The following is a 16,508-nucleotide window of genomic DNA, read 5'->3' on the forward strand; positions in this document are numbered from 1 at the left end:
CGCGCTGCCCCCCTAGAAGCCTGCGCTCAGCTCGATTCCGTAGGTCCGCGGCGGGGCGTAGGTCGAGACCTGGTCACCGAAGAACGCGATGATGTTCGTCCGATACAGCTTGTCGGCGATGTTCCGGCCATAGACCGAGACCGTCCAGTCGCGATGGGGCAGCTTGAGCGACACCCGCGCATCGATCAGGCCGTACGGATTTTCCCAGTTAAAATTGTCGGGAGCCCAGTACATCTTGCCCTGATAGCGGTACGTCACCCGCCCCGACAGCGCCCGGTCCCAGCTGCCGAGCGAGGTCGTCGCCTCGACGCCGAGCGAAGCCTGCCACGTCGGCGTCCGCTGGAGGAAGTGCCCGGTGTTGTTGACGCCGTTGGTGTCGACGAACTGGTCGTAGCGCGAGTCGAGCACGTCGCCGGTGCCGAAGATGCGGAACCACGACACCGGCGCAACCTGGATTTCACCTTCGATGCCCTTGATCGTCGCCGACGATGCATTGTTTATGATGTTGCACAGGCACGCTGCGCTGGTCTGCTGGACCTGCAGGTTCTTGTACTTTTCATAGAAGAACGCGGCGTTGACGCGGACGCGATGCTGCCAGAATTCGGTCTTGAACCCGGCCTCGTAGTTGGTCACCGTCTCGGGGTCGTACGGCGTCCGCGCGGCGAAGGCATTCGGCGCGTCGTTCTGGAAGCCACCGCCCTTGAAGCCGGTCGAGATCGTCGCATACGCGAGGATGCCGTCGGCCGGGGTCCACGTCAGCGTCGCCTGCGGCGTCGTCCGCTGCCAATGCTTGCCGTACGGCGTGGTGAAGCCCGGGTTTGCGGTCAGCGGGGTCAGCGGCGTCGGGTCGGTCGGCACGAAGCGGTCGCCGGTCGCGATGACGGTACCGGTCTGGGTACCGTCCTTCTTGTCGTACGTGTAGCGAACCCCCGCCTCGAGCTTGAGCCGCGGCGTGATCTTGAACCCGACCTGCGCGAAACCGGCGATGTCCTGGTTGAGCGCGGCGTCGTCCCAATGCGATTCACCCGACAGCGAGGCGAGCGCGAACGGCGGGCGTCCACCCGGCTGGAACGGCGTCTCGCCCCAGAAGCGCGCGAAGACGTGAACCTTGTTGTGGAGGTAATAGGCCCCGACGATCCAGTCGAAGCGGCTATCGGCATAGTTCGACGTCAGGCGGAATTCCTGCGAAAACTGATGGTCGTCCTCGATGAAGTTGACCGGTTCGGCGAACAGCAACGTGGTGATGACGTTGTACGGATTCGTCGGCCCGAGGCCGGTCTGATCGTAGAGCGTATACGCGCGGCCATCGCGAAAGCCGCTGATGCTCGTCAGGCGGATGTCTTCGGCGACATCCTTTTCGAGGCGGAGGATATAGCTCGCATTCTTGTGCCGGACATATTGCGGGCTCGGCGAGGCATCGCCGGCGAAGGTCGGCCAGTCGGGCAGGCTCTGGCGGACCGATAGTCCGCCCGGGCGCAGCGCGGCGATCAGCGCACGCCCGGTCGACCACGGCCGGACACCCGTCAGGACCGGGTCGGGGACGCCGACGCGGTTGATGCCGTCGCTGGTGTCTTTCGAATAGTCGACGATGAGCGACGCGGTGAAGTCGGAGTCCTTCGGCTTATACAACAGCTGACCGCGGAACTGGACCGAATCGAGGTTTTCGAGGTCGACATTATGGATGACGTCGCGGGCATAGCCCGAATGGTTGATCGTCTGAAACGAGAAGCGCGCGGCGAGCGCGTCGGTGATCGCGCCGGTTGCATAACCGCTGGTCTGCTTCAAATCGTAATTGCCGTAGGTCAGCGAAATCCGCGCCGATGTATCGAACGATGCAGGCGCCGACAGAATATTGATCGCGCCGCCGGCGACATTCTTGCCGAGCAGCACGCCCTGCGGCCCGCGCAAGACTTCGATCCGCGCGAGGTCATAGAACGACGTGTTGAGGTTGCCCGAACGGCTGACATAGACATCGTCGACGAAGGTTGAAACCGATTGATCGGCAGTCGGCGAGCTCAGGCGCGTATTGACGACACCGCGAATATTGATTTCGTTCGACTGCGGTGAATTCGATGTAAATGAAATGCCTGTAATGCTACTGGCAAGATCGGCCAGTGACAAGATTTTTTGCTTGTCGATATTTGCGCCTGAAAGCGCGGTAATCGACAATGCAGCCTTCTGGACATTCTCTTCGCGCTTTTGTGCGGTCACAACGATCGTTTCGAGCGCTTCACTTTCGGGTACGACGGCTGGACCTGCGGTCGCTACCTGCGCGGCCAACGGTGACGAGGCAAGCGCCGCTGCACCGATAGCGAGCATCGAGACCGTATAAAGTAACCGCATTTGCTTCTCCCCCCGCGTCGAACCTGGCGAAGCGCTAATCGCGCTCCTTGTCATCAGTCTACCGACACACCTTAAGCGAAGACGGGTGGGTATGTCAATGCAAGCTAAAGGCGAAACCGTACAAACGCCACTGCCGGTCGGGGCAGGATCAAGCGGTCGCAATTTGGGCCGGGCACTCGCCGCCTGCGCTGGAAGGCGGCACTGTAAAACACAGCAATCGCGCGGCCGCGGGTTTGGCGGCGGCGATGCCATCGCCTATATCGGCTGGCATGAGCGAGACCCTGTACAACACGCAAATTCTGCGCCTCGCCGCATCGATCCCGCATGCCGTGCGCCTCGACGCACCGCAGGCGAGCGTCGTCCGGGTGTCGCCGATCTGCGGCAGCCGGGTGACCGTCGACCTCGACCTCGACGATGCCGGCCGCGTCGTGCGCTTCGGGCAGGAGGTCCGGGCGTGCGCGCTGGGGCAGGCCTCGGCGTCGCTGCTCGGGACGCACATCACCGGGCGAACCCGCGCCGAGATCGCCACCGCGCGCGATGCGCTCGCTGCATATCTCAAAGGTGACGCGGAGGCGCCGGGCGAATGGCCCGGTCTCGAGCTGTTCGCCCCGGCGCGGCCGCACAAGGCGCGTCACGGATCGATCCTGCTGGCCTTTCAGGCGGCGGCACAGGCGGCGGATCAGGCCGCAGTCGGCACCATCGCGCTGACCCCCGCGTGATGCACGATACGTCCGCGCTCCGCGACGCGGTCGTCTATCTCGCTGCGGTCGTCATCCTCGTGCCGCTGTTCGCCAAGCTCAAGCTCGGCGCGGTCCTCGGTTATCTCGCCGCCGGCATCCTGATCGGCCCCGGACTCCTCGGCCTCGTCACCGACACCAATGGTATCGGCCAGATCGCTGAATACGGCATCGTCCTGCTGCTGTTCGTCATCGGCCTCGAACTCAAGCCGTCGCGGCTGTGGGCGTTACGGCGCGACATCTTCGGACTTGGTTTCCTGCAGGTGACGCTGTGCGGGCTGGCGCTGACCGGCGTCCTGCTCGGGGTCACCGGCCTGTCGTGGCAGGCGGCGCTCGTCGTCGGGCTGCCGCTCGGTCTGTCGTCGACCGCGCTCGTCATGCAGCTCCTCGCCGAACGCCAGCTGACCGACACCCCGTTCGGCGAGCGCATCTTCGCCATCCTGCTGTTCCAGGACATCGCCATCGTCCCGCTCCTGACCGTCGTCGGCGCGCTGTCGCGGCTGCCTGACCCGACCGCTCGGCCCGGCTGGCAGACAGCCGCGCTGACCGTCGCCGCGCTCGCCGGGCTGGTGCTCGCCGGGCGCTATTTGATGAACCCGCTGTTCAAGCTGATCGGGCGGCTCGGCGCGCGCGAGGCATTCGCCGCCGCCGCTTTGTTCACCGTCCTCGGCGCGGCGCTGCTGATGCAAAGCCTTGGCCTGTCGATGGCGCTCGGCGCGTTCGTCGCCGGGGTGATGCTCAGCGAATCGCCGTACCGCCACGCGCTCGAGGCCGACATCGAGCCGTTCCGCGGGCTGCTCCTCGGGCTGTTCTTCGTCTCGGTCGGGATGACGCTCGACCTGACGGTGCTGCGCGACAATCCGGTCATGGTCGTGCTCCTCGTCGCGGCGCTGATGGCGACCAAGACCGTCGTCATCGGCGGGCTCGCGCGGCTGTTCGGCACCGGCTGGATCCGTGCGCTGCAGATGGGCCTGCTGCTCGCGCAGGGCGGCGAGTTCGGCTTCGTCCTCTTTGCGCAGGCGCAGCGCGGGCTGCTGATCGATGCCTCGGCGGCGAACCTGTTCGGCGCGGTGGTGACGGTGTCGATGGTGCTGACCCCGTTCGCCGCGAAGTTCGCCGCGGTGTTCAACCGCGCCGCGCCGAAGCGTACCGATCTCGACGGCCCCGACAAGGTCGTCCACCGCGACGCCGACGCGCGGGTCATGCTCGTCGGCGCGGGGCGGTTCGGGCAGGGCGTCGCCCAGATGCTGCTCGCGCGCGGCGTCGAGGTCATCGCGATCGACCTCGACCCCGAATTGATCGACGTCAGCAACCTGTTCGGTAATCGCGTCTATTTCGGCGACGGTCGGCGGGTCGACGTCCTTCGCGCCGCGGGGGCAGAGGGAGCGCAACTGCTCGTGTTGGCGAATGACGGCGCGTGGCCGCCCGAAGCCACGCTCGAACCGATCCGCGCGGCGTTCCCGCACTTGAAGATCCTCGCGCGCGCCTTCGACCGGATCCACCTGCTCGCGCTGACCCGGGCGAATGTCGATGCGACGGTGCGCGAGGTCTTCGATGGGTCGATCGCGCTCGGCCGCGAAGCGCTGGCGCTGCTCGACACCGATCCCGAGACGATCGTCGCGATCGAAGCCGAGTTCCGCCGCCGCGACGCCGAGCGGCTCGAGGAGCAATTGTGCAGCGGCGATCAGATGTCCGGGCTCGACAAGCTGTTCCGCCCCGGATCGGTGTTCGTCCCCGACGCACTGGGCGAAATTCCCTTCCAAATCTGACGGGCGGACCGACGACGCCTCGACAGCGCCGCCCGGTTGCCCGATACGTCAACCAAATGCACCGTGGGGAGTTCGAGCATGACGACGAGCCGTGAAATTCGCTTGATGAGCCGTCCCGAGGGGATGCCTGTCGCCGATAATTTCGAGGTCGCCACCGTCGATCTCGCCGCACCGACCGCCGGGCAGATCCGCGTTCGCAACCGCTTCATGTCGGTCGATCCGTATATGCGCGGACGGATGTACGACCGCCCGAGCTATGTCCCGCCGTTCCAGATCGGCCAGCCGCTCCAGGGCCACGCGATCGGCGAAATCGTCGAGAGCCACGCCGACGGCTACGCGGTCGGCGATATGGTAACGTCGATGCTCGGCTGGCGCGAGGAATTCGTCGTCGACCCGACGGTCTTTGCCGCCATGCCGGGAATGTTCGATAAATTACCGACGTTGGCCGGGATCAGCCCCAGCGCGTTCCTCGGCGTCCTCGGTATGCCGGGGATGACAGCGTACGCCGGGCTGCTTCAGATCGGTGCGCCGAAGCCGGGTGAGACAGTGTTCGTCAGCGGGGGTGCGGGCGCGGTCGGCTCGGTCGTCGCGCAGATCGCCAAGCTCAAGGGCTGCACGGTGATCGCCACTGCGGGCAGCGCGGAGAAGTGCGACTGGCTGCGGTCGGTCGGCGTCGACCACGCGATCAATTACAAGACCGGCAATTTGCTCGACGCCGTCCGATCGGCAGCTCCGAAGGGCATCGATGTCTATTTCGACAACGTCGGCGGCGAGCACCTCGAGGTCGCGATCGAATTGGCCAACCCGTTCGCGCGCTTCGCCGAATGCGGGATGATCGCGCAATATAATGCCACCGAAGTCGTGCCGGGGCCGCGTAACATGATCCTGGTGGTCGGCAAGCGGCTCAAGATCCAGGGCTTCATCGTCAGCGACTTTGCCAGCTTGCGCGACCAGTTCATGACCGAGATGGGCGGGTGGATCGCCGAAGGCCGGATCAAGTCCGAAGAGACGGTGATGGAGGGCATCGACCAAGCCCCAGCGGCATTCATGGGGCTATTCACCGGGGGGAATACGGGGAAGATGGTGGTCAAGCTTTAGCGGCCATGCGCAGCGAAGCGGACGCCCTTCGCGTTTGTTAGCAGCGCGCGGACTCGCGAAAGCGCCCGGCCGGCGGGGCGGCGGCCTAAAGCCGCCGAACCTGTCCGACGAAGGCGCGGGCTTTGCCCGCGCCCGCCCGCGATATCTTCTGTCCTACACCCCCGTACCGGGCGTACCGTCAAACACTCGAGTCGCCACCGGGCAACTCCGCGTTCTTTCTCATTGTTGGTCCCGTCGAGAGCGCTGGCTCCAATTATCAAACAGCCGGTGCAGCGCGAAAAACCACATGCGTTTGTGTGAACTTATTTTGAACTTAAGCTTGGAGGGCGTCGCGGCAAAGCCGCGCCGTCGGTCGGGTTCGGCGATGAAGGTTCGCCGACCCGCCGGCCGGCTTCGCGCGAGTCGCGCGATAAGCGGCAAACGCGAAGGGCGTTTTCCGCTTATCGCTTGCCGCGCTTCAGCGGAAAGGCGGCTCGTCGAACGCTCTTAGCTTCCGCGAGTGCAACCGGTCCCCCGCCGCGCGCAGCCGGTCGATCGCCGCGATCCCGATCTGCAGGTGTTCGGAAATCGCGCCCTCGTAGAAGCGGTTCGCCTGTCCCGGCAGCTTGATCTCGCCGTGGAGCGGTTTGTCCGACACGCACAGCAGCGTCCCGTACGGCACGCGGAAGCGATAGCCCTGCGCCGCGATCGTCGCCGATTCCATGTCGACAGCGACCGCGCGCGACTGGTTGAAGCGCAGCGCGGTGCGGCTGAAGCGCAGTTCCCAGTTACGGTCGTCGGTCGTCACGACCGTTCCGGTCCGCAGCCGCGGCTTGACCGCCTCCCCATGCAAGCCAGTGATCGCCTCGGTCGCCTGCTGAAGCGCCTGCTGGACCTCGGCGATCGGCGGGATGGGAATTTCGGGAGGCAAAACGTCGTCGAGGACATGGTCGTCGCGAAGATAGGCGTGCGCCAGCACATAGTCGCCGATCGCCTGGCTTGGGCGCAACCCGCCGCAATGCCCGATCATCAGCCACGCCTCGGGACGCAGCACCGCGAGATGGTCGGTGATCGTCTTGGCATTCGCCGGGCCGACGCCGATGTTGACGAGGGTGATGCCTGCGCGTCCGGGAGCGGTCAGGTGATATGCCGGCATCTGGTGGCGCCGCCACGCGCCGTCGGCTATCGCCCGCGCCGGGTCGGGATCATCCCGGCCGATGACGGTCCCGCCGCTGCACGACAGGCTGGTGTAAATCGTGTCGCCCTGCAACTGGCGGCACGCCCATTGGACGAACTCGTCGACATAGCGGTGGTAGTTGGTCAGCAGGACATATTGCTGGACGTCGGCAGCGGGCGTGCCGGTGTAGTGCTTGAGCCGGGCGAGGCTGAAGTCGGTGCGCGGCGCGTCGAACAAGGCGAGCGGACGCGTCGCGTTGAGCGACAGGTCCCACAGCCCGTCGGGCAGTTCGTCGCCGATATGCGTCAGCTCGGTCGTCGGGAAGAAGCGCGCGAGGTCGGCGGCGGCGACGGTGTCGAGCCGCAGGTCGTCGGCGCCGTCGAGAACGTACGGGTAGGGAATCTCGACCCCCGAGCGCGCCACCTCGATCTCGACTCCGAAGTCGGCGGTGAGCAGATCCAGCTGTTCGACGAGATAGTCGCGATACAGCTCGGGGTGGGTCACCGTCGTCGCATAATCGCCGGGCACGGTGACGCGGGCATAAGCGCGGATCAGCCGAGGCGCGCCGCCGCCATGGTAGCGCAGCCGCAGTTCGGGGTAGGCGAACGCCCCCGCCGCGCGCGCCGCCGGATTAGGCGGAGTGCCGTCACGGAGGTATGCCCCGAGTGCGGCGCGGAGCGCGGCGACCGAGGTCGCGTGGATGGCGGTGAGGGCGTCGACGATCTGGGAGGAAGTCATCGCCTGCGGCATGCCCGATAATTGGCGGCCGGTCGACCGTCTGCTAGGGCAGCGCTCCCGACGGAGCCTTTTGCATGCAGTTCGACCTGACCGACGACCAGCGCGAAATCCAGGAGGTCGCGCGCCGCTTCACCGCGAGCGAGATCACCCCCAATGCGAGCCATTGGGACGAACACCACATCTTTCCGATCGACACGATTCGTGCGGCGGGCGCGCTCGGCTTCGGCGCGATCTATGTGTCGGAGGCGAGCGGCGGCATCGGCCTCGGGCGGATCGAGGCGGCGCTGATCATGGAGGCGATGGCGTACGGCTGCCCGTCGACGAGCGCGTTCATCTCGATCCACAACATGGCGTCGTGGATGATCGACAGCTTCGGCGCGGCGGAATTGAAGGCACGCTATCTGCCCGCGCTCGTCGCGATGGACAAGATCGCCAGTTATTGCCTGACCGAACCGGGGTCGGGGTCCGACGCCGCCGCGCTGCGGATGCGCGCAGTGCGTGACGGCGATGACTACATCGTGACAGGGAGCAAGGCGTTCATCTCGGGCGGCGGGGTCAACGACGTTTATGTGACGATGGTCCGCACCGGCGTTGACGGGCCGAAGGGCATCACCTGCCTCGTCATCGACAAGGACATGCCCGGCGTCAGCTTCGGTGCGCCCGAACGCAAATTGGGGTGGCACTCGCAGCCTACCGCGCAGGTCAACTTCGACGCGGTCCGCGTGCCTGTCGCGAACCGCGTCGGCGAGGAAGGGCAGGGCTTCGCCATCGCCATGACCGGGCTCGACGGCGGGCGGCTCAACATCGGCGCGTGCAGCCTCGGTGGGGCGCAGCGCGCGCTCGACGAGGCGGTGACCTACACGCGCGGCCGGTCGCAGTTCGGCAAGGCGATCGCCGATTTCCAGGCGACCCAGTTCAAGCTCGCCGACATGGAGACCGAGCTGCAGGCGGCGCGGATGCTTTTGTATGCCGCTGCTGCAAGGGTCGAGGACAATGCCCCCGATAAGACGCGCTTTGCGGCGATGGCGAAGCGGCTGGCGACCGACACCGGCATGGCGGTGGTCGACCGCGCGCTCCAGCTCCACGGCGGCTACGGTTACCTGATGGATTACCCTGTCGAGCGCCTGTTCCGCGACCTGCGCGTCCACCAGATTCTCGAGGGGACCAACGAGATCATGCGCGTGGTGATTTCGCGCGAGTTGATGCGGGCGAGCAATTGACCGCGCGCTATCTGCCGTCTCTCGCGGCGTTGAGCGCGTGCCTGTCGATCGCGGTCGGCGCAGCGGCGGTCCACGGCGTGACCGATCCGCTGGCGAAGGGATGGCTCCAGACCGGGGTGCAGTTCCAGCTGCCCCACGCGATTGCGGTGTTCGCTTTGCTGAGCTGGCGCGATACTCCCGCAGTGCGTGGCGGGGCGTGGGCGTTGCTGGTCGGCAGCCTGATCTTCGCAGCGACGCTCGACGGCCTTGCGCTCGGTGCCCCGCGCTGGTTCGGTGCGATCACGCCGATCGGGGGGTCGGCGATGCTCCTTGGCTGGCTATGGCTCGCACTCGCGCCGTTCGTGCCGGGGCGGCGCTAGGCTTGTAGGAGTTCGTGCTCGCGCTTATCATGATAAGGAAGATGATAAGGAACGATCGATGGCCGCTACTGCCCGCGTCACCGTCCTGTTCGACCCCGCAGAGAAGGCCGCGCTCCAGTCGCATGCCTTAGCCGCGCGAATCAGCACGGGCGAATACATCAAGCGCGCGGTGTCGGCGTACGAGATGTACGAGGAGGTCGAGCTGACGCCGGATGTCATGGCCCAGCTCGAGACATACGCCGAACTGCTCAACTCGGCGACGCGGACGATGAACGCGCAACTCGACGCGACGATCGCCCGAATCGACTATGCGCTCGACCCTGCGCGCGAGGATGAAATTCGTGCGCGCGTGACGCGCGAAATTGCCGGGATGGATCTCGACGGCGTCGCCGATTTGTTCAGGGTCAACGCTTGAGCATCATCGACAATATCCTGAGCGGAACGCGTAACATCCTGTTGCTGCAGTATAAGGTCGACCAGCTTACCGCCGATTATGCCAAGCTCGAGGCGCGGCAGGACAGTCTGACCGAGCGCGTCATCCGCCTCGAGGTCATCATCTCCGAAGCGCAGCGCGCCGCAACGCGCGCACCCGCCCTGCCGCCGCCGAACGCCTAGTTCCGGAAGCTCGGGTCGAGCCGGTCCATCTTCCGCAGCAGCGCGGGCCATGCGAGGCGGTCGGCGACGACGTCGAGCCCGTTCTTGCCCTGCCCGGCGGTCTTTTCCGGCGACCCCTGCGGCGGGTGGTAAAGGTTCGCGACGCCGCCCGACAGCGCCATGATCTGCGCCTCGCACGCACGCTCGAGGAAATACATCTTGATGAAGCATTGGCCGACGTTCTTGCCGACAGTCAGCGTGCCATGGTTGCGCAGGATCATCGCGTCTTTGGTACCGAGGTCCTCGACGAGCCGCTCGCGCTCCTCGAGGTCGAGCGCAACGCCCTCGAACTCATGATAGGCGACTTCGTCGCGAATCAGCATCGCGGTCTGGGTGAGTGGCATCAACCCTTCCGCCTGCGCGGCGACCGCCTGCCCCGCCGGGGTGTGGAGGTGCATCACCGCGAACGCATCGTCACGTGCCATGTGCAGCGCCGAATGGATGGTGAAGCCGGCGGCGTTGGTAATGTACGGTGTCGGCATCACCGGTTTGCCCTCGACGTCGATCTTGACGAGGCTCGACGCGGTGATCTCCTCGAACATCAACTGGTAGGGGTTGATCAGGAAGTGATGCTCGGGGCCGGGGACGCGCGCCGACAAATGGGTGAAGATCAAGTCGTCCCAGCCGTAATGCGCGACGAGCCGGTACGCGGCGGCGAGGTCGACACGGATCGCCCATTCCTCGGGGCTGACTTGGTCCTGCACGTTGTCGACGGTCTTGAAGGCGGTAGCCACGGCGACTCTCCCAGTTTTTTTGAGTGTGCGCCCGTCAGACCTTGTCGGCAAGCGGATGGCGGGTGTTGACCAGCTCGACGAGCTTCGCGCTCTGGACATGGGTATAGATCTGCGTCGTCGCGATATCGGCGTGCCCGAGCAGCGTCTGCAGCGTCCGCAGGTCGGCACCGCCCTCGAGCAGATGCGTCGCGAAGGCGTGGCGCAAAACGTGCGGGCTGATCCGGTCGGGCGGGATGCCGGCGGCGGCGGCGAGGTCCTTGACGAGCTGGAACAGGCGGACGCGCGACAGGTGCTTCGCCCCGCTGGGGAATAGATAGCGTTCGCTCGCATCGACGAGGGCAGCGTGGGCGGCGACGGCGGCGAGTGCGCGCTGGCCGATCGGCACCAACCGCTCCTTGCCGCCCTTGCCGGTCAGGATCGCAAAGCCGCGCCCCGGCTGAACGGCGTGCCGCGGCAGACTGACGAGCTCGGTCGCGCGCAGCCCCGAGCCGTACAGCAATTCGACCAACGCGTTCAGGCGGAGGTTCGCGGGAGTCGGTGCCCGGTCGGCGAGCGCCGCGAACAGCCGCTCGACGTCGCCCGACCCGAGCGACTTCGGCAGCGGGCGAGCGCGCGCGGTCTTCGGCAGCCCCGCTGCGGGATCGTCGGCGCGGACTCCCTCGGTGATCAGGAAGGCGAAGAAACCGCGCAGCGCCGACGATTTGCGCTGGAGCGAGGCCCGCGCGAGATCGCGCCACTCATGCGCCAGCCGGGCGAGATCATCGGGGGTCGCCGCCACGAGCCGCCCGCCGAGCAGCGCACTCGCGCCGTCGAGATCGCGGCGGTAGGCGAGGATCGTGTTCTTCGCCGACCCGCGCTCGGCGGCGCACATGTCGAGGAACAGGGCGATGGCGCGGGTGTCGGCCAGAGCCTCTGTAACCGCTCCCGTCACCCCCGCGTGACGGCTTCGGCGGCGAGCATTCGCGCCTCGTGGTTCCAGCCAACCGCAACATAGGCAGCTATGATGTGCGCGAAATATGCTGGCGACACCGCCGCCCAACGCACCTGCAGCCCGGTCGCAGCGAGGACCGCGACCTCGCCGGTACGGTGCGCCGCCGCCGCCGCGTCGATCGCGCTGCTCCAGCTGTTGGCGACTGTCAGCCCGGCATCGCTTTTCGACGAACTCCAGTCGCTGCCGCGCGCATGGCCCAAGCCGTCGAGTGCCGCGAGCAGCAGTGCCGCGCGGTGCGGCGAGACGTCCTTGGCGTAAGCGGCGAAGCGGTCGGGCGATACTGCTATGCCGCCATTCGCCCCGACCGCGAGCAGCGCCCACGCGCTGCGGCTCGCGGCGTCGCCGCCGCGCGCGACGACCGGCCACCATTTGGCGGCGCGGTCCTCGATCCCTGCCGACAGCATCGACGCAATCAATTCAGGCGCGTCGGACGCCACCGCTTGATCGACCGGCAACCGCGCGGCGGCGAGCGCGGTCTCGACGTGCGCGGCATAGCGGTCGGGCTCGTCGGCGCCACTTGCCCAGATCGTCCGCATCGCCGCGACGCGCTCGACCGTCGTCGGCGCGGCATAAGCGGCGCGCAGCGTTCCCGCCGGGGACGCGTCGAGCGCACTGCGATCGAGATCGGCGCTCGCCGCGCTGATCGCGCTGACCATGTCGTCGACCGAGACAATGCCGATTGCCGCCGCCGGGCGCAGCGCCGCCGCGCGGACGTCGGCGGCCTGTCCGGGCGCGCGGAGCACCCAGCCCCAGCTCGCGCCGCCGGTCGCCTCGGCGAGTTTGGTCAGCAGCGGCAGCGGCACCGCGACTCCCGCGGCGGTCGCGACGCCGAAACGATAGGGCGTCAGCCGGTCGACCGCGTCCCATTCGACGTTCGCCGCGCGCCCGCCGCCGGCCCCGCTGATCGTGGCGATACGCTCGCCGAGCATGATGTCGAACGGGTCGACCTGGTTGCCGTCGCGCAGGCCGTCGAAGCCGCTCGCGGCGGTGATGTCGTCGCCCGCCATCGCCGCGCACATCGCCTCGCTCAGTTTCCACAGCGGGTCGGGCGAGACCGCGCCGCCGGTATCGGCGAGCGGACACAGGCCGGGCAGGTCGGCGGCGGCGAGGTGGACCTGGCCCTCGACGCGGACCAGCCGCGGCGTCACCCGGTCGATCGGCAGATTGTCGACCAGCGCCTTGGCTCCGTCGATCTCGCCCATCTCGAGCAGGGTCCGCGCGCGTTCTGCAATCCAGTCGCCGGGGTTGATCCCGACCGGGGCCGGAGCCTCGGACAGCAAAGCGCGGCGAAGGACGATATGCGCCCAGCGTGCCGCGACCGGGGTCCGCAGCCGCCGTAGCAGGCCGGCGACGAAGCGCCCGTCGGACCCGGCGAAGACGTCGGGCCCGTAGCCGCCCGCGTCGGGGGTCAGCGGGCCGACACTGCCGATCGGCGGTCCGCTCGGCTCGGCGGCGGCGGTCGCAGCGGTGGTCGCCGCAGCAACATCGGCGGGAGCGGCGGCGTCGGGCGTCGCATCAGCCTCCGGGGCAGCAGGCAGCGCCAACGGCGCAGGCGCGACGACCGGGGCGGACGGCGCCGCGCCGAAGCTGTCGGGCAGCAGCGACTTCGGCGCGGCGGTTGCCGGAGCTGGAGCGTCGGGTGCGGGGGCAACCTGCGCGGCCGACGGTCCCGCCGCGAACGCCGCGATCAGCAGCAGCGCAAGGGGACGGCGATCAGTGGCCAAGGCGGTCGTTCGGGATGACGCGCTCGACATGGTGCGTCGGCGCGGGGACGTTGGCGGTCATCAGATAGACAACCCCGGCAACGACGATCAGCAGCACCGCAAGCAAGACCCACATCAAAAACCGCATGTCGTTCTATTCCCGATACCAATGTCGCGGGGCTTTGCCCGTCTTCGGCGCGGTGTATAGCGTAAGCTTGTCATGGAGTGCGACGCAAAAAGCCCGGCCGAGATGGCCCTCCCCTCGCGGGCCGCTGCAGCAGAGTCGCGAGCGCCCGCAGCGGCGCAGACGCGGACGATCGTCCTCGTCGGGCTGATGGGCGCAGGCAAGTCGACGATCGGGCGGCGGCTGGCGACACGGCTCGGCCTGCCGTTCGTCGACGCCGATACCGAGATCGAGCGCGCGTCGGGCCTGTCGATCGCCGAAATCTTCGAACGCTTCGGCGAGGCGCATTTTCGCGACGGCGAGCGCCGCGTCATTGCCCGGCTGATCGACGGACCGGTCAAGGTCGTTGCCACCGGCGGCGGTGCCTTCGTCGCCGCCGACACGCGGGCGCTGATCCTCGCCCGCGCGGTCGCGATCTGGCTCGACGCCGATATCGCGACGCTTGCCGAGCGGGTCCGGCGGCGCAATACCCGGCCGCTTCTTCGCGACCGCGATCCCGCCGAAGTGCTCGCCGAACTCGCCGCAGTCCGCAACCCGCTCTATGCCGAGGCGCATATCCATATCAGCAGCAAGCCGACACCGCACGACGCCACCGTCCGCGCGATCCTCGCCGCGCTGGCGAAGGCGCGATGATCGTCCCGGTTCCACTTGGCGAGCGCGCGTACGACGTCCACATCGCGCCCGGTCTGCTCGCGCGCGCCGGAGAGATCGTCGCGCCGCTGACCGCGCGCAAGCATATCGCCGTCGTCACCGATTCGACCGTGGCGCGCCTCCATCTCGAATCGCTGCGGACGGCGCTGTCGGCGGTGGGGTTGACGATAGCGCCGATCATCGTGCCCCCCGGCGAGGCGACGAAAAACTGGCGGACGCTCGAAACGGTCGTCGAGAGCCTGCTCGGCTTCGGGGTCGAGCGCGGCGATGTCGTCGTTGCGCTCGGCGGCGGGGTGGTCGGCGACCTGACGGGTTTTGCCGCCGCGATCCTTCGCCGCGGATGCAAATTCGTCCAGATTCCGACGACATTGCTCGCGCAGGTCGACAGCTCGGTCGGCGGCAAGACCGCGATCAACGCCAAGGCAGGCAAGAACCTCGTCGGCGCGTTCCACCAGCCGGCGGCGGTGCTGATCGATCCCGACCTGCTCGACACGCTGCCGCCGCGCGAGTTGCGCGCTGGGTATGCCGAGGTGATCAAGACTGCGCTGCTCGGCGACGCGGCGTTCTTCGACTGGTGCGACGCTAACGTCGCCGCGCTGCTGAGCGGCGATCCCGCCGCGCGGACGCATGCGATCGCCACCAGCGTCGCCGCCAAGGCCGCGATCGTCGCCGCCGACGAGCGTGAAACCGGCGACACCCGCGCCTTGCTCAATCTCGGCCACACCTTCGGCCATGCTCTCGAGGCCGAGGCGGGGTTCTCCGACCGCTTGCTCCACGGCGAGGCAGTCGCGATCGGCTGCGCGCTAGCGTTCGCCTTTTCCGCCGAGCGCGGCCTGTGCCCAACCGCCGATGCAGCGCGGGTCGCCGATCATCTCGCCCAAGCCGGGCTGCCGAACCACCCGCGCGGGATCGCGACGACCGCCGCGCCGCTGATGGCGCACATGCTCCAGGACAAGAAGATGCGGAACGGCACCCTCGCCTTCGTCCTTGCCCGCGGCATCGGCGACGCTTTCATCGCCCGCGATATCCCGCTCGGCGACGTCGCGGCGTTCCTCGACCGGACGCTCGCCGACTGATGCCAAAGGGCGTCAAAAAGGCGGACCTGCCGACAAAAATCTGCGCCGCCTGCGCCCGCCCGTTCGCGTGGCGTAAGAAGTGGGAGCGTGACTGGGAGAACGTCCGTTACTGCTCCGACGCGTGCCGGGCGAAGGGAATCAGTTCGTAAAGCTCCCCGCTGCCGCCGGGACCCAGATGAAGCCGTCTCCCTTGGCGGCGATCGTGCCGACGCCGGGGTACGGGAAGTGCGGCGCGAAGATCATCTCGTGGCTCGCGGCGAGGCGAGTCAGTTCAGCGCGGCGGCTGACCTTGCCGAGCGCCTTGTCCGAATCGAAGCCCATCGACCAGTCGGGCTTCGCCAGCGACACGATCGTGCTGTGCGCGGTGTCGCCGATATCGAGCAGCCGCACCTTGCCCGAGACGATCTCATAGGCGACGTGGCCCGGCGTGTGGCCGGGGATCGACATCGCGGTGATGCCGGGAACGACCATCGTACCGGGGGTGAAGGTCGCGACCTGCGGGGTGATCGCCGCGACCAGCTTCGCCGCGCCGGTGTTCGCCTGGAGGAAGGTCCATTCGGCCGCCGACATGCGTACTTTCGCATTCGGGAACGCCTGCGCCCCGTCGCTTGTGATCAGGCCGCCGACGTGATCGCCGTGGCTGTGGGTGATGAGGACGTCGGTAACATCGCCCGGTTTGACCCCGGCCGCGGTGAGGCTCGGCATGAGCTGGCTCGCCGCAACGCCGACGCCGGTATCGATCAGGACGAAGTGCCCCGGCAGCTCGACCAGCAGCGCGTTGACCCCGACCCGGACCGTGTCGGTCGGCGCCCCCGCTGCGGCGAGCACCGCCGTTACCGCAGGCACGCCAGCATCGACGCCGAAGGTCCCGCCGTCGTTGGGGATGAGGAAGTCGGTGTCGTGAAGCGCCGCGACTCGCAGCGCGCCGACAGCGACCCAGCGCGCTTCGGGCGCGACCGGCTGCGGCATCGGCGCGGCAGTTAGCGGCGCGGCGAGCAGCGCGGCGGCGAACAGGGCTGCAAATTTGGTCACGGCCATCGTCGGGTTCCTTGGAGCGATAGTGTCGTGCGTGATAGCGGTCGGCGCGGCAACGGC

17 protein-coding genes are annotated in these 16,508 nt (G+C 67.6%); 10 read left to right on the top strand and 7 right to left on the bottom strand.

The window, feature by feature from the left end; translation table 11 throughout:
* Nucleotides 1-12: 12 nt before the first annotated feature.
* Nucleotides 13-2,343 (bottom strand): TonB-dependent receptor, encoded by a 2,331-nt coding sequence (locus tag KTC28_RS03200; protein WP_216709698.1) that lies wholly within the window; start codon nucleotides 2,341-2,343, stop codon nucleotides 13-15.
* Nucleotides 2,344-2,612: 269 nt separating this feature from the next.
* Here KTC28_RS03200 and KTC28_RS03205 point away from each other — a divergent pair, with 269 nt between their 5' ends.
* The 3 genes from KTC28_RS03205 (at nucleotide 2,613) to KTC28_RS03215 (ending at nucleotide 5,947) form a co-directional block, all read left to right on the top strand.
* Nucleotides 2,613-3,062 (top strand): iron-sulfur cluster assembly scaffold protein, encoded by a 450-nt coding sequence (locus KTC28_RS03205; protein ID WP_216709699.1) that lies wholly within the window; start codon nucleotides 2,613-2,615, stop codon nucleotides 3,060-3,062.
* Nucleotides 3,062-4,849: a monovalent cation:proton antiporter-2 (CPA2) family protein gene (locus KTC28_RS03210; RefSeq protein WP_216709700.1), complete on the top strand. Its 1,788-nt coding sequence runs from the start codon at nucleotides 3,062-3,064 to the stop codon at nucleotides 4,847-4,849. The genes KTC28_RS03205 and KTC28_RS03210 overlap by 1 nt, the downstream gene beginning before the upstream one ends.
* 78 nt (nucleotides 4,850-4,927) lie before the next feature.
* A complete protein-coding gene (locus KTC28_RS03215; RefSeq protein ID WP_216709701.1) occupies nucleotides 4,928-5,947 on the top strand; it encodes an NADP-dependent oxidoreductase in 1,020 nt (339 codons plus the stop codon).
* 457 nt (nucleotides 5,948-6,404) lie between these two features.
* On the opposite strand, the gene KTC28_RS03220 is transcribed toward KTC28_RS03215, so the two are convergent.
* A complete protein-coding gene (locus tag KTC28_RS03220) occupies nucleotides 6,405-7,841 on the bottom strand; it encodes an AMP nucleosidase (RefSeq protein ID WP_439650111.1) in 1,437 nt (478 codons plus the stop codon).
* Between the two features lie 74 nt (nucleotides 7,842-7,915).
* Between KTC28_RS03220 and KTC28_RS03225 the strand changes: the two genes are divergently transcribed.
* The 4 genes from KTC28_RS03225 to KTC28_RS03240 are packed head-to-tail and all read left to right on the top strand — an operon-like array spanning nucleotide 7,916 to nucleotide 10,035.
* Complete coding sequence (locus KTC28_RS03225; protein WP_216709703.1) at nucleotides 7,916-9,061, top strand: acyl-CoA dehydrogenase family protein; 1,146 nt, start codon at nucleotides 7,916-7,918, stop codon at nucleotides 9,059-9,061.
* Nucleotides 9,058-9,420 carry a DUF423 domain-containing protein gene (locus KTC28_RS03230; RefSeq protein ID WP_255602228.1) on the top strand — a complete coding sequence of 121 codons (363 nt, stop codon included), beginning with the start codon at nucleotides 9,058-9,060 and terminating at the stop codon, nucleotides 9,418-9,420. Before KTC28_RS03225 ends, KTC28_RS03230 begins: the two co-directional genes overlap by 4 nt.
* Before the next feature lie 58 nt (nucleotides 9,421-9,478).
* Nucleotides 9,479-9,835: a plasmid mobilization protein gene (locus tag KTC28_RS03235; RefSeq protein WP_216709704.1), complete on the top strand. Its 357-nt coding sequence runs from the start codon at nucleotides 9,479-9,481 to the stop codon at nucleotides 9,833-9,835.
* Nucleotides 9,832-10,035 carry a hypothetical protein gene (locus tag KTC28_RS03240; RefSeq protein WP_216709705.1) on the top strand — a complete coding sequence of 68 codons (204 nt, stop codon included), beginning with the start codon at nucleotides 9,832-9,834 and terminating at the stop codon, nucleotides 10,033-10,035. Before KTC28_RS03235 ends, KTC28_RS03240 begins: the two co-directional genes overlap by 4 nt.
* Here the strand turns inward: KTC28_RS03240 and KTC28_RS03245 are convergent.
* Genes KTC28_RS03245 through KTC28_RS03255 form a run of 4 tightly spaced genes read right to left on the bottom strand, consistent with a single transcriptional unit; the run spans nucleotide 10,032 to nucleotide 13,650 of the window.
* Nucleotides 10,032-10,808, bottom strand: coding sequence for a class II aldolase/adducin family protein (locus KTC28_RS03245; RefSeq protein WP_216709706.1), 777 nt, complete (start codon nucleotides 10,806-10,808; stop codon nucleotides 10,032-10,034). The genes KTC28_RS03240 and KTC28_RS03245 overlap by 4 nt on opposite strands.
* A 34-nt stretch (nucleotides 10,809-10,842) precedes the next feature.
* The gene (locus KTC28_RS22665) at nucleotides 10,843-11,679 is read right to left on the bottom strand and encodes a tyrosine-type recombinase/integrase (RefSeq protein ID WP_255602404.1); all 837 of its coding nucleotides are present in this window, start codon (nucleotides 11,677-11,679) and stop codon (nucleotides 10,843-10,845) included.
* Nucleotides 11,680-11,735: 56 nt separating this feature from the next.
* A complete protein-coding gene (locus tag KTC28_RS22670) occupies nucleotides 11,736-13,523 on the bottom strand; it encodes a hypothetical protein (protein ID WP_255602229.1) in 1,788 nt (595 codons plus the stop codon).
* Nucleotides 13,513-13,650 carry a hypothetical protein gene (locus KTC28_RS03255; protein WP_216709708.1) on the bottom strand — a complete coding sequence of 46 codons (138 nt, stop codon included), beginning with the start codon at nucleotides 13,648-13,650 and terminating at the stop codon, nucleotides 13,513-13,515. The genes KTC28_RS22670 and KTC28_RS03255 overlap by 11 nt, the downstream gene beginning before the upstream one ends.
* Before the next feature lie 102 nt (nucleotides 13,651-13,752).
* Here KTC28_RS03255 and KTC28_RS03260 point away from each other — a divergent pair, with 102 nt between their 5' ends.
* From KTC28_RS03260 to KTC28_RS03270, 3 genes are read left to right on the top strand one after another with little or no spacing between them, the layout of a single operon-like run.
* The gene (locus tag KTC28_RS03260) at nucleotides 13,753-14,319 is read left to right on the top strand and encodes a shikimate kinase (RefSeq protein ID WP_216709709.1); all 567 of its coding nucleotides are present in this window, start codon (nucleotides 13,753-13,755) and stop codon (nucleotides 14,317-14,319) included.
* A complete protein-coding gene (gene aroB, locus KTC28_RS03265; RefSeq protein ID WP_216709710.1) occupies nucleotides 14,316-15,413 on the top strand; it encodes a 3-dehydroquinate synthase in 1,098 nt (365 codons plus the stop codon). Before KTC28_RS03260 ends, aroB begins: the two co-directional genes overlap by 4 nt.
* Nucleotides 15,413-15,562 (top strand): DUF2256 domain-containing protein, encoded by a 150-nt coding sequence (locus KTC28_RS03270; protein ID WP_216709711.1) that lies wholly within the window; start codon nucleotides 15,413-15,415, stop codon nucleotides 15,560-15,562. Before aroB ends, KTC28_RS03270 begins: the two co-directional genes overlap by 1 nt.
* Here KTC28_RS03270 and KTC28_RS03275 read toward each other — a convergent pair.
* Nucleotides 15,552-16,451: an MBL fold metallo-hydrolase gene (locus KTC28_RS03275; RefSeq protein WP_216709712.1), complete on the bottom strand. Its 900-nt coding sequence runs from the start codon at nucleotides 16,449-16,451 to the stop codon at nucleotides 15,552-15,554. The two genes, KTC28_RS03270 and KTC28_RS03275, sit on opposite strands and share 11 nt — an antisense overlap.
* Nucleotides 16,452-16,508: the final 57 nt, after the last annotated feature.

Origin of the sequence: Polymorphobacter megasporae (assembly GCF_018982885.2) — a bacterium.
Classification (GTDB): Bacteria; Pseudomonadota; Alphaproteobacteria; order Sphingomonadales; family Sphingomonadaceae; genus Polymorphobacter_B; species Polymorphobacter_B megasporae.

What these genes read in the sequence shown, in the direction of transcription:
- KTC28_RS03200 (WP_216709698.1), bottom strand. Translation starts at nt 2,343, where the DNA reads ATGCGGTTACTTTATACGGTCTCGATGCTCGCTATCGGTGCAGCGGCG.
- KTC28_RS03205 (WP_216709699.1), top strand. Translation starts at nt 2,613, where the DNA reads ATGAGCGAGACCCTGTACAACACGCAAATTCTGCGCCTCGCCGCATCG.
- KTC28_RS03210 (WP_216709700.1), top strand. Translation starts at nt 3,062, where the DNA reads ATGCACGATACGTCCGCGCTCCGCGACGCGGTCGTCTATCTCGCTGCG.
- KTC28_RS03215 (WP_216709701.1), top strand. Translation starts at nt 4,928, where the DNA reads ATGACGACGAGCCGTGAAATTCGCTTGATGAGCCGTCCCGAGGGGATG.
- KTC28_RS03220 (WP_439650111.1), bottom strand. Translation starts at nt 7,841, where the DNA reads ATGACTTCCTCCCAGATCGTCGACGCCCTCACCGCCATCCACGCGACC.
- KTC28_RS03225 (WP_216709703.1), top strand. Translation starts at nt 7,916, where the DNA reads ATGCAGTTCGACCTGACCGACGACCAGCGCGAAATCCAGGAGGTCGCG.
- KTC28_RS03235 (WP_216709704.1), top strand. Translation starts at nt 9,479, where the DNA reads ATGGCCGCTACTGCCCGCGTCACCGTCCTGTTCGACCCCGCAGAGAAG.
- KTC28_RS22665 (WP_255602404.1), bottom strand. Translation starts at nt 11,679, where the DNA reads ATGTGCGCCGCCGAGCGCGGGTCGGCGAAGAACACGATCCTCGCCTAC.
- KTC28_RS03255 (WP_216709708.1), bottom strand. Translation starts at nt 13,650, where the DNA reads ATGCGGTTTTTGATGTGGGTCTTGCTTGCGGTGCTGCTGATCGTCGTT.
- KTC28_RS03260 (WP_216709709.1), top strand. Translation starts at nt 13,753, where the DNA reads ATGGCCCTCCCCTCGCGGGCCGCTGCAGCAGAGTCGCGAGCGCCCGCA.
- aroB (WP_216709710.1), top strand. Translation starts at nt 14,316, where the DNA reads ATGATCGTCCCGGTTCCACTTGGCGAGCGCGCGTACGACGTCCACATC.
- KTC28_RS03270 (WP_216709711.1), top strand. Translation starts at nt 15,413, where the DNA reads ATGCCAAAGGGCGTCAAAAAGGCGGACCTGCCGACAAAAATCTGCGCC.
- KTC28_RS03275 (WP_216709712.1), bottom strand. Translation starts at nt 16,451, where the DNA reads ATGGCCGTGACCAAATTTGCAGCCCTGTTCGCCGCCGCGCTGCTCGCC.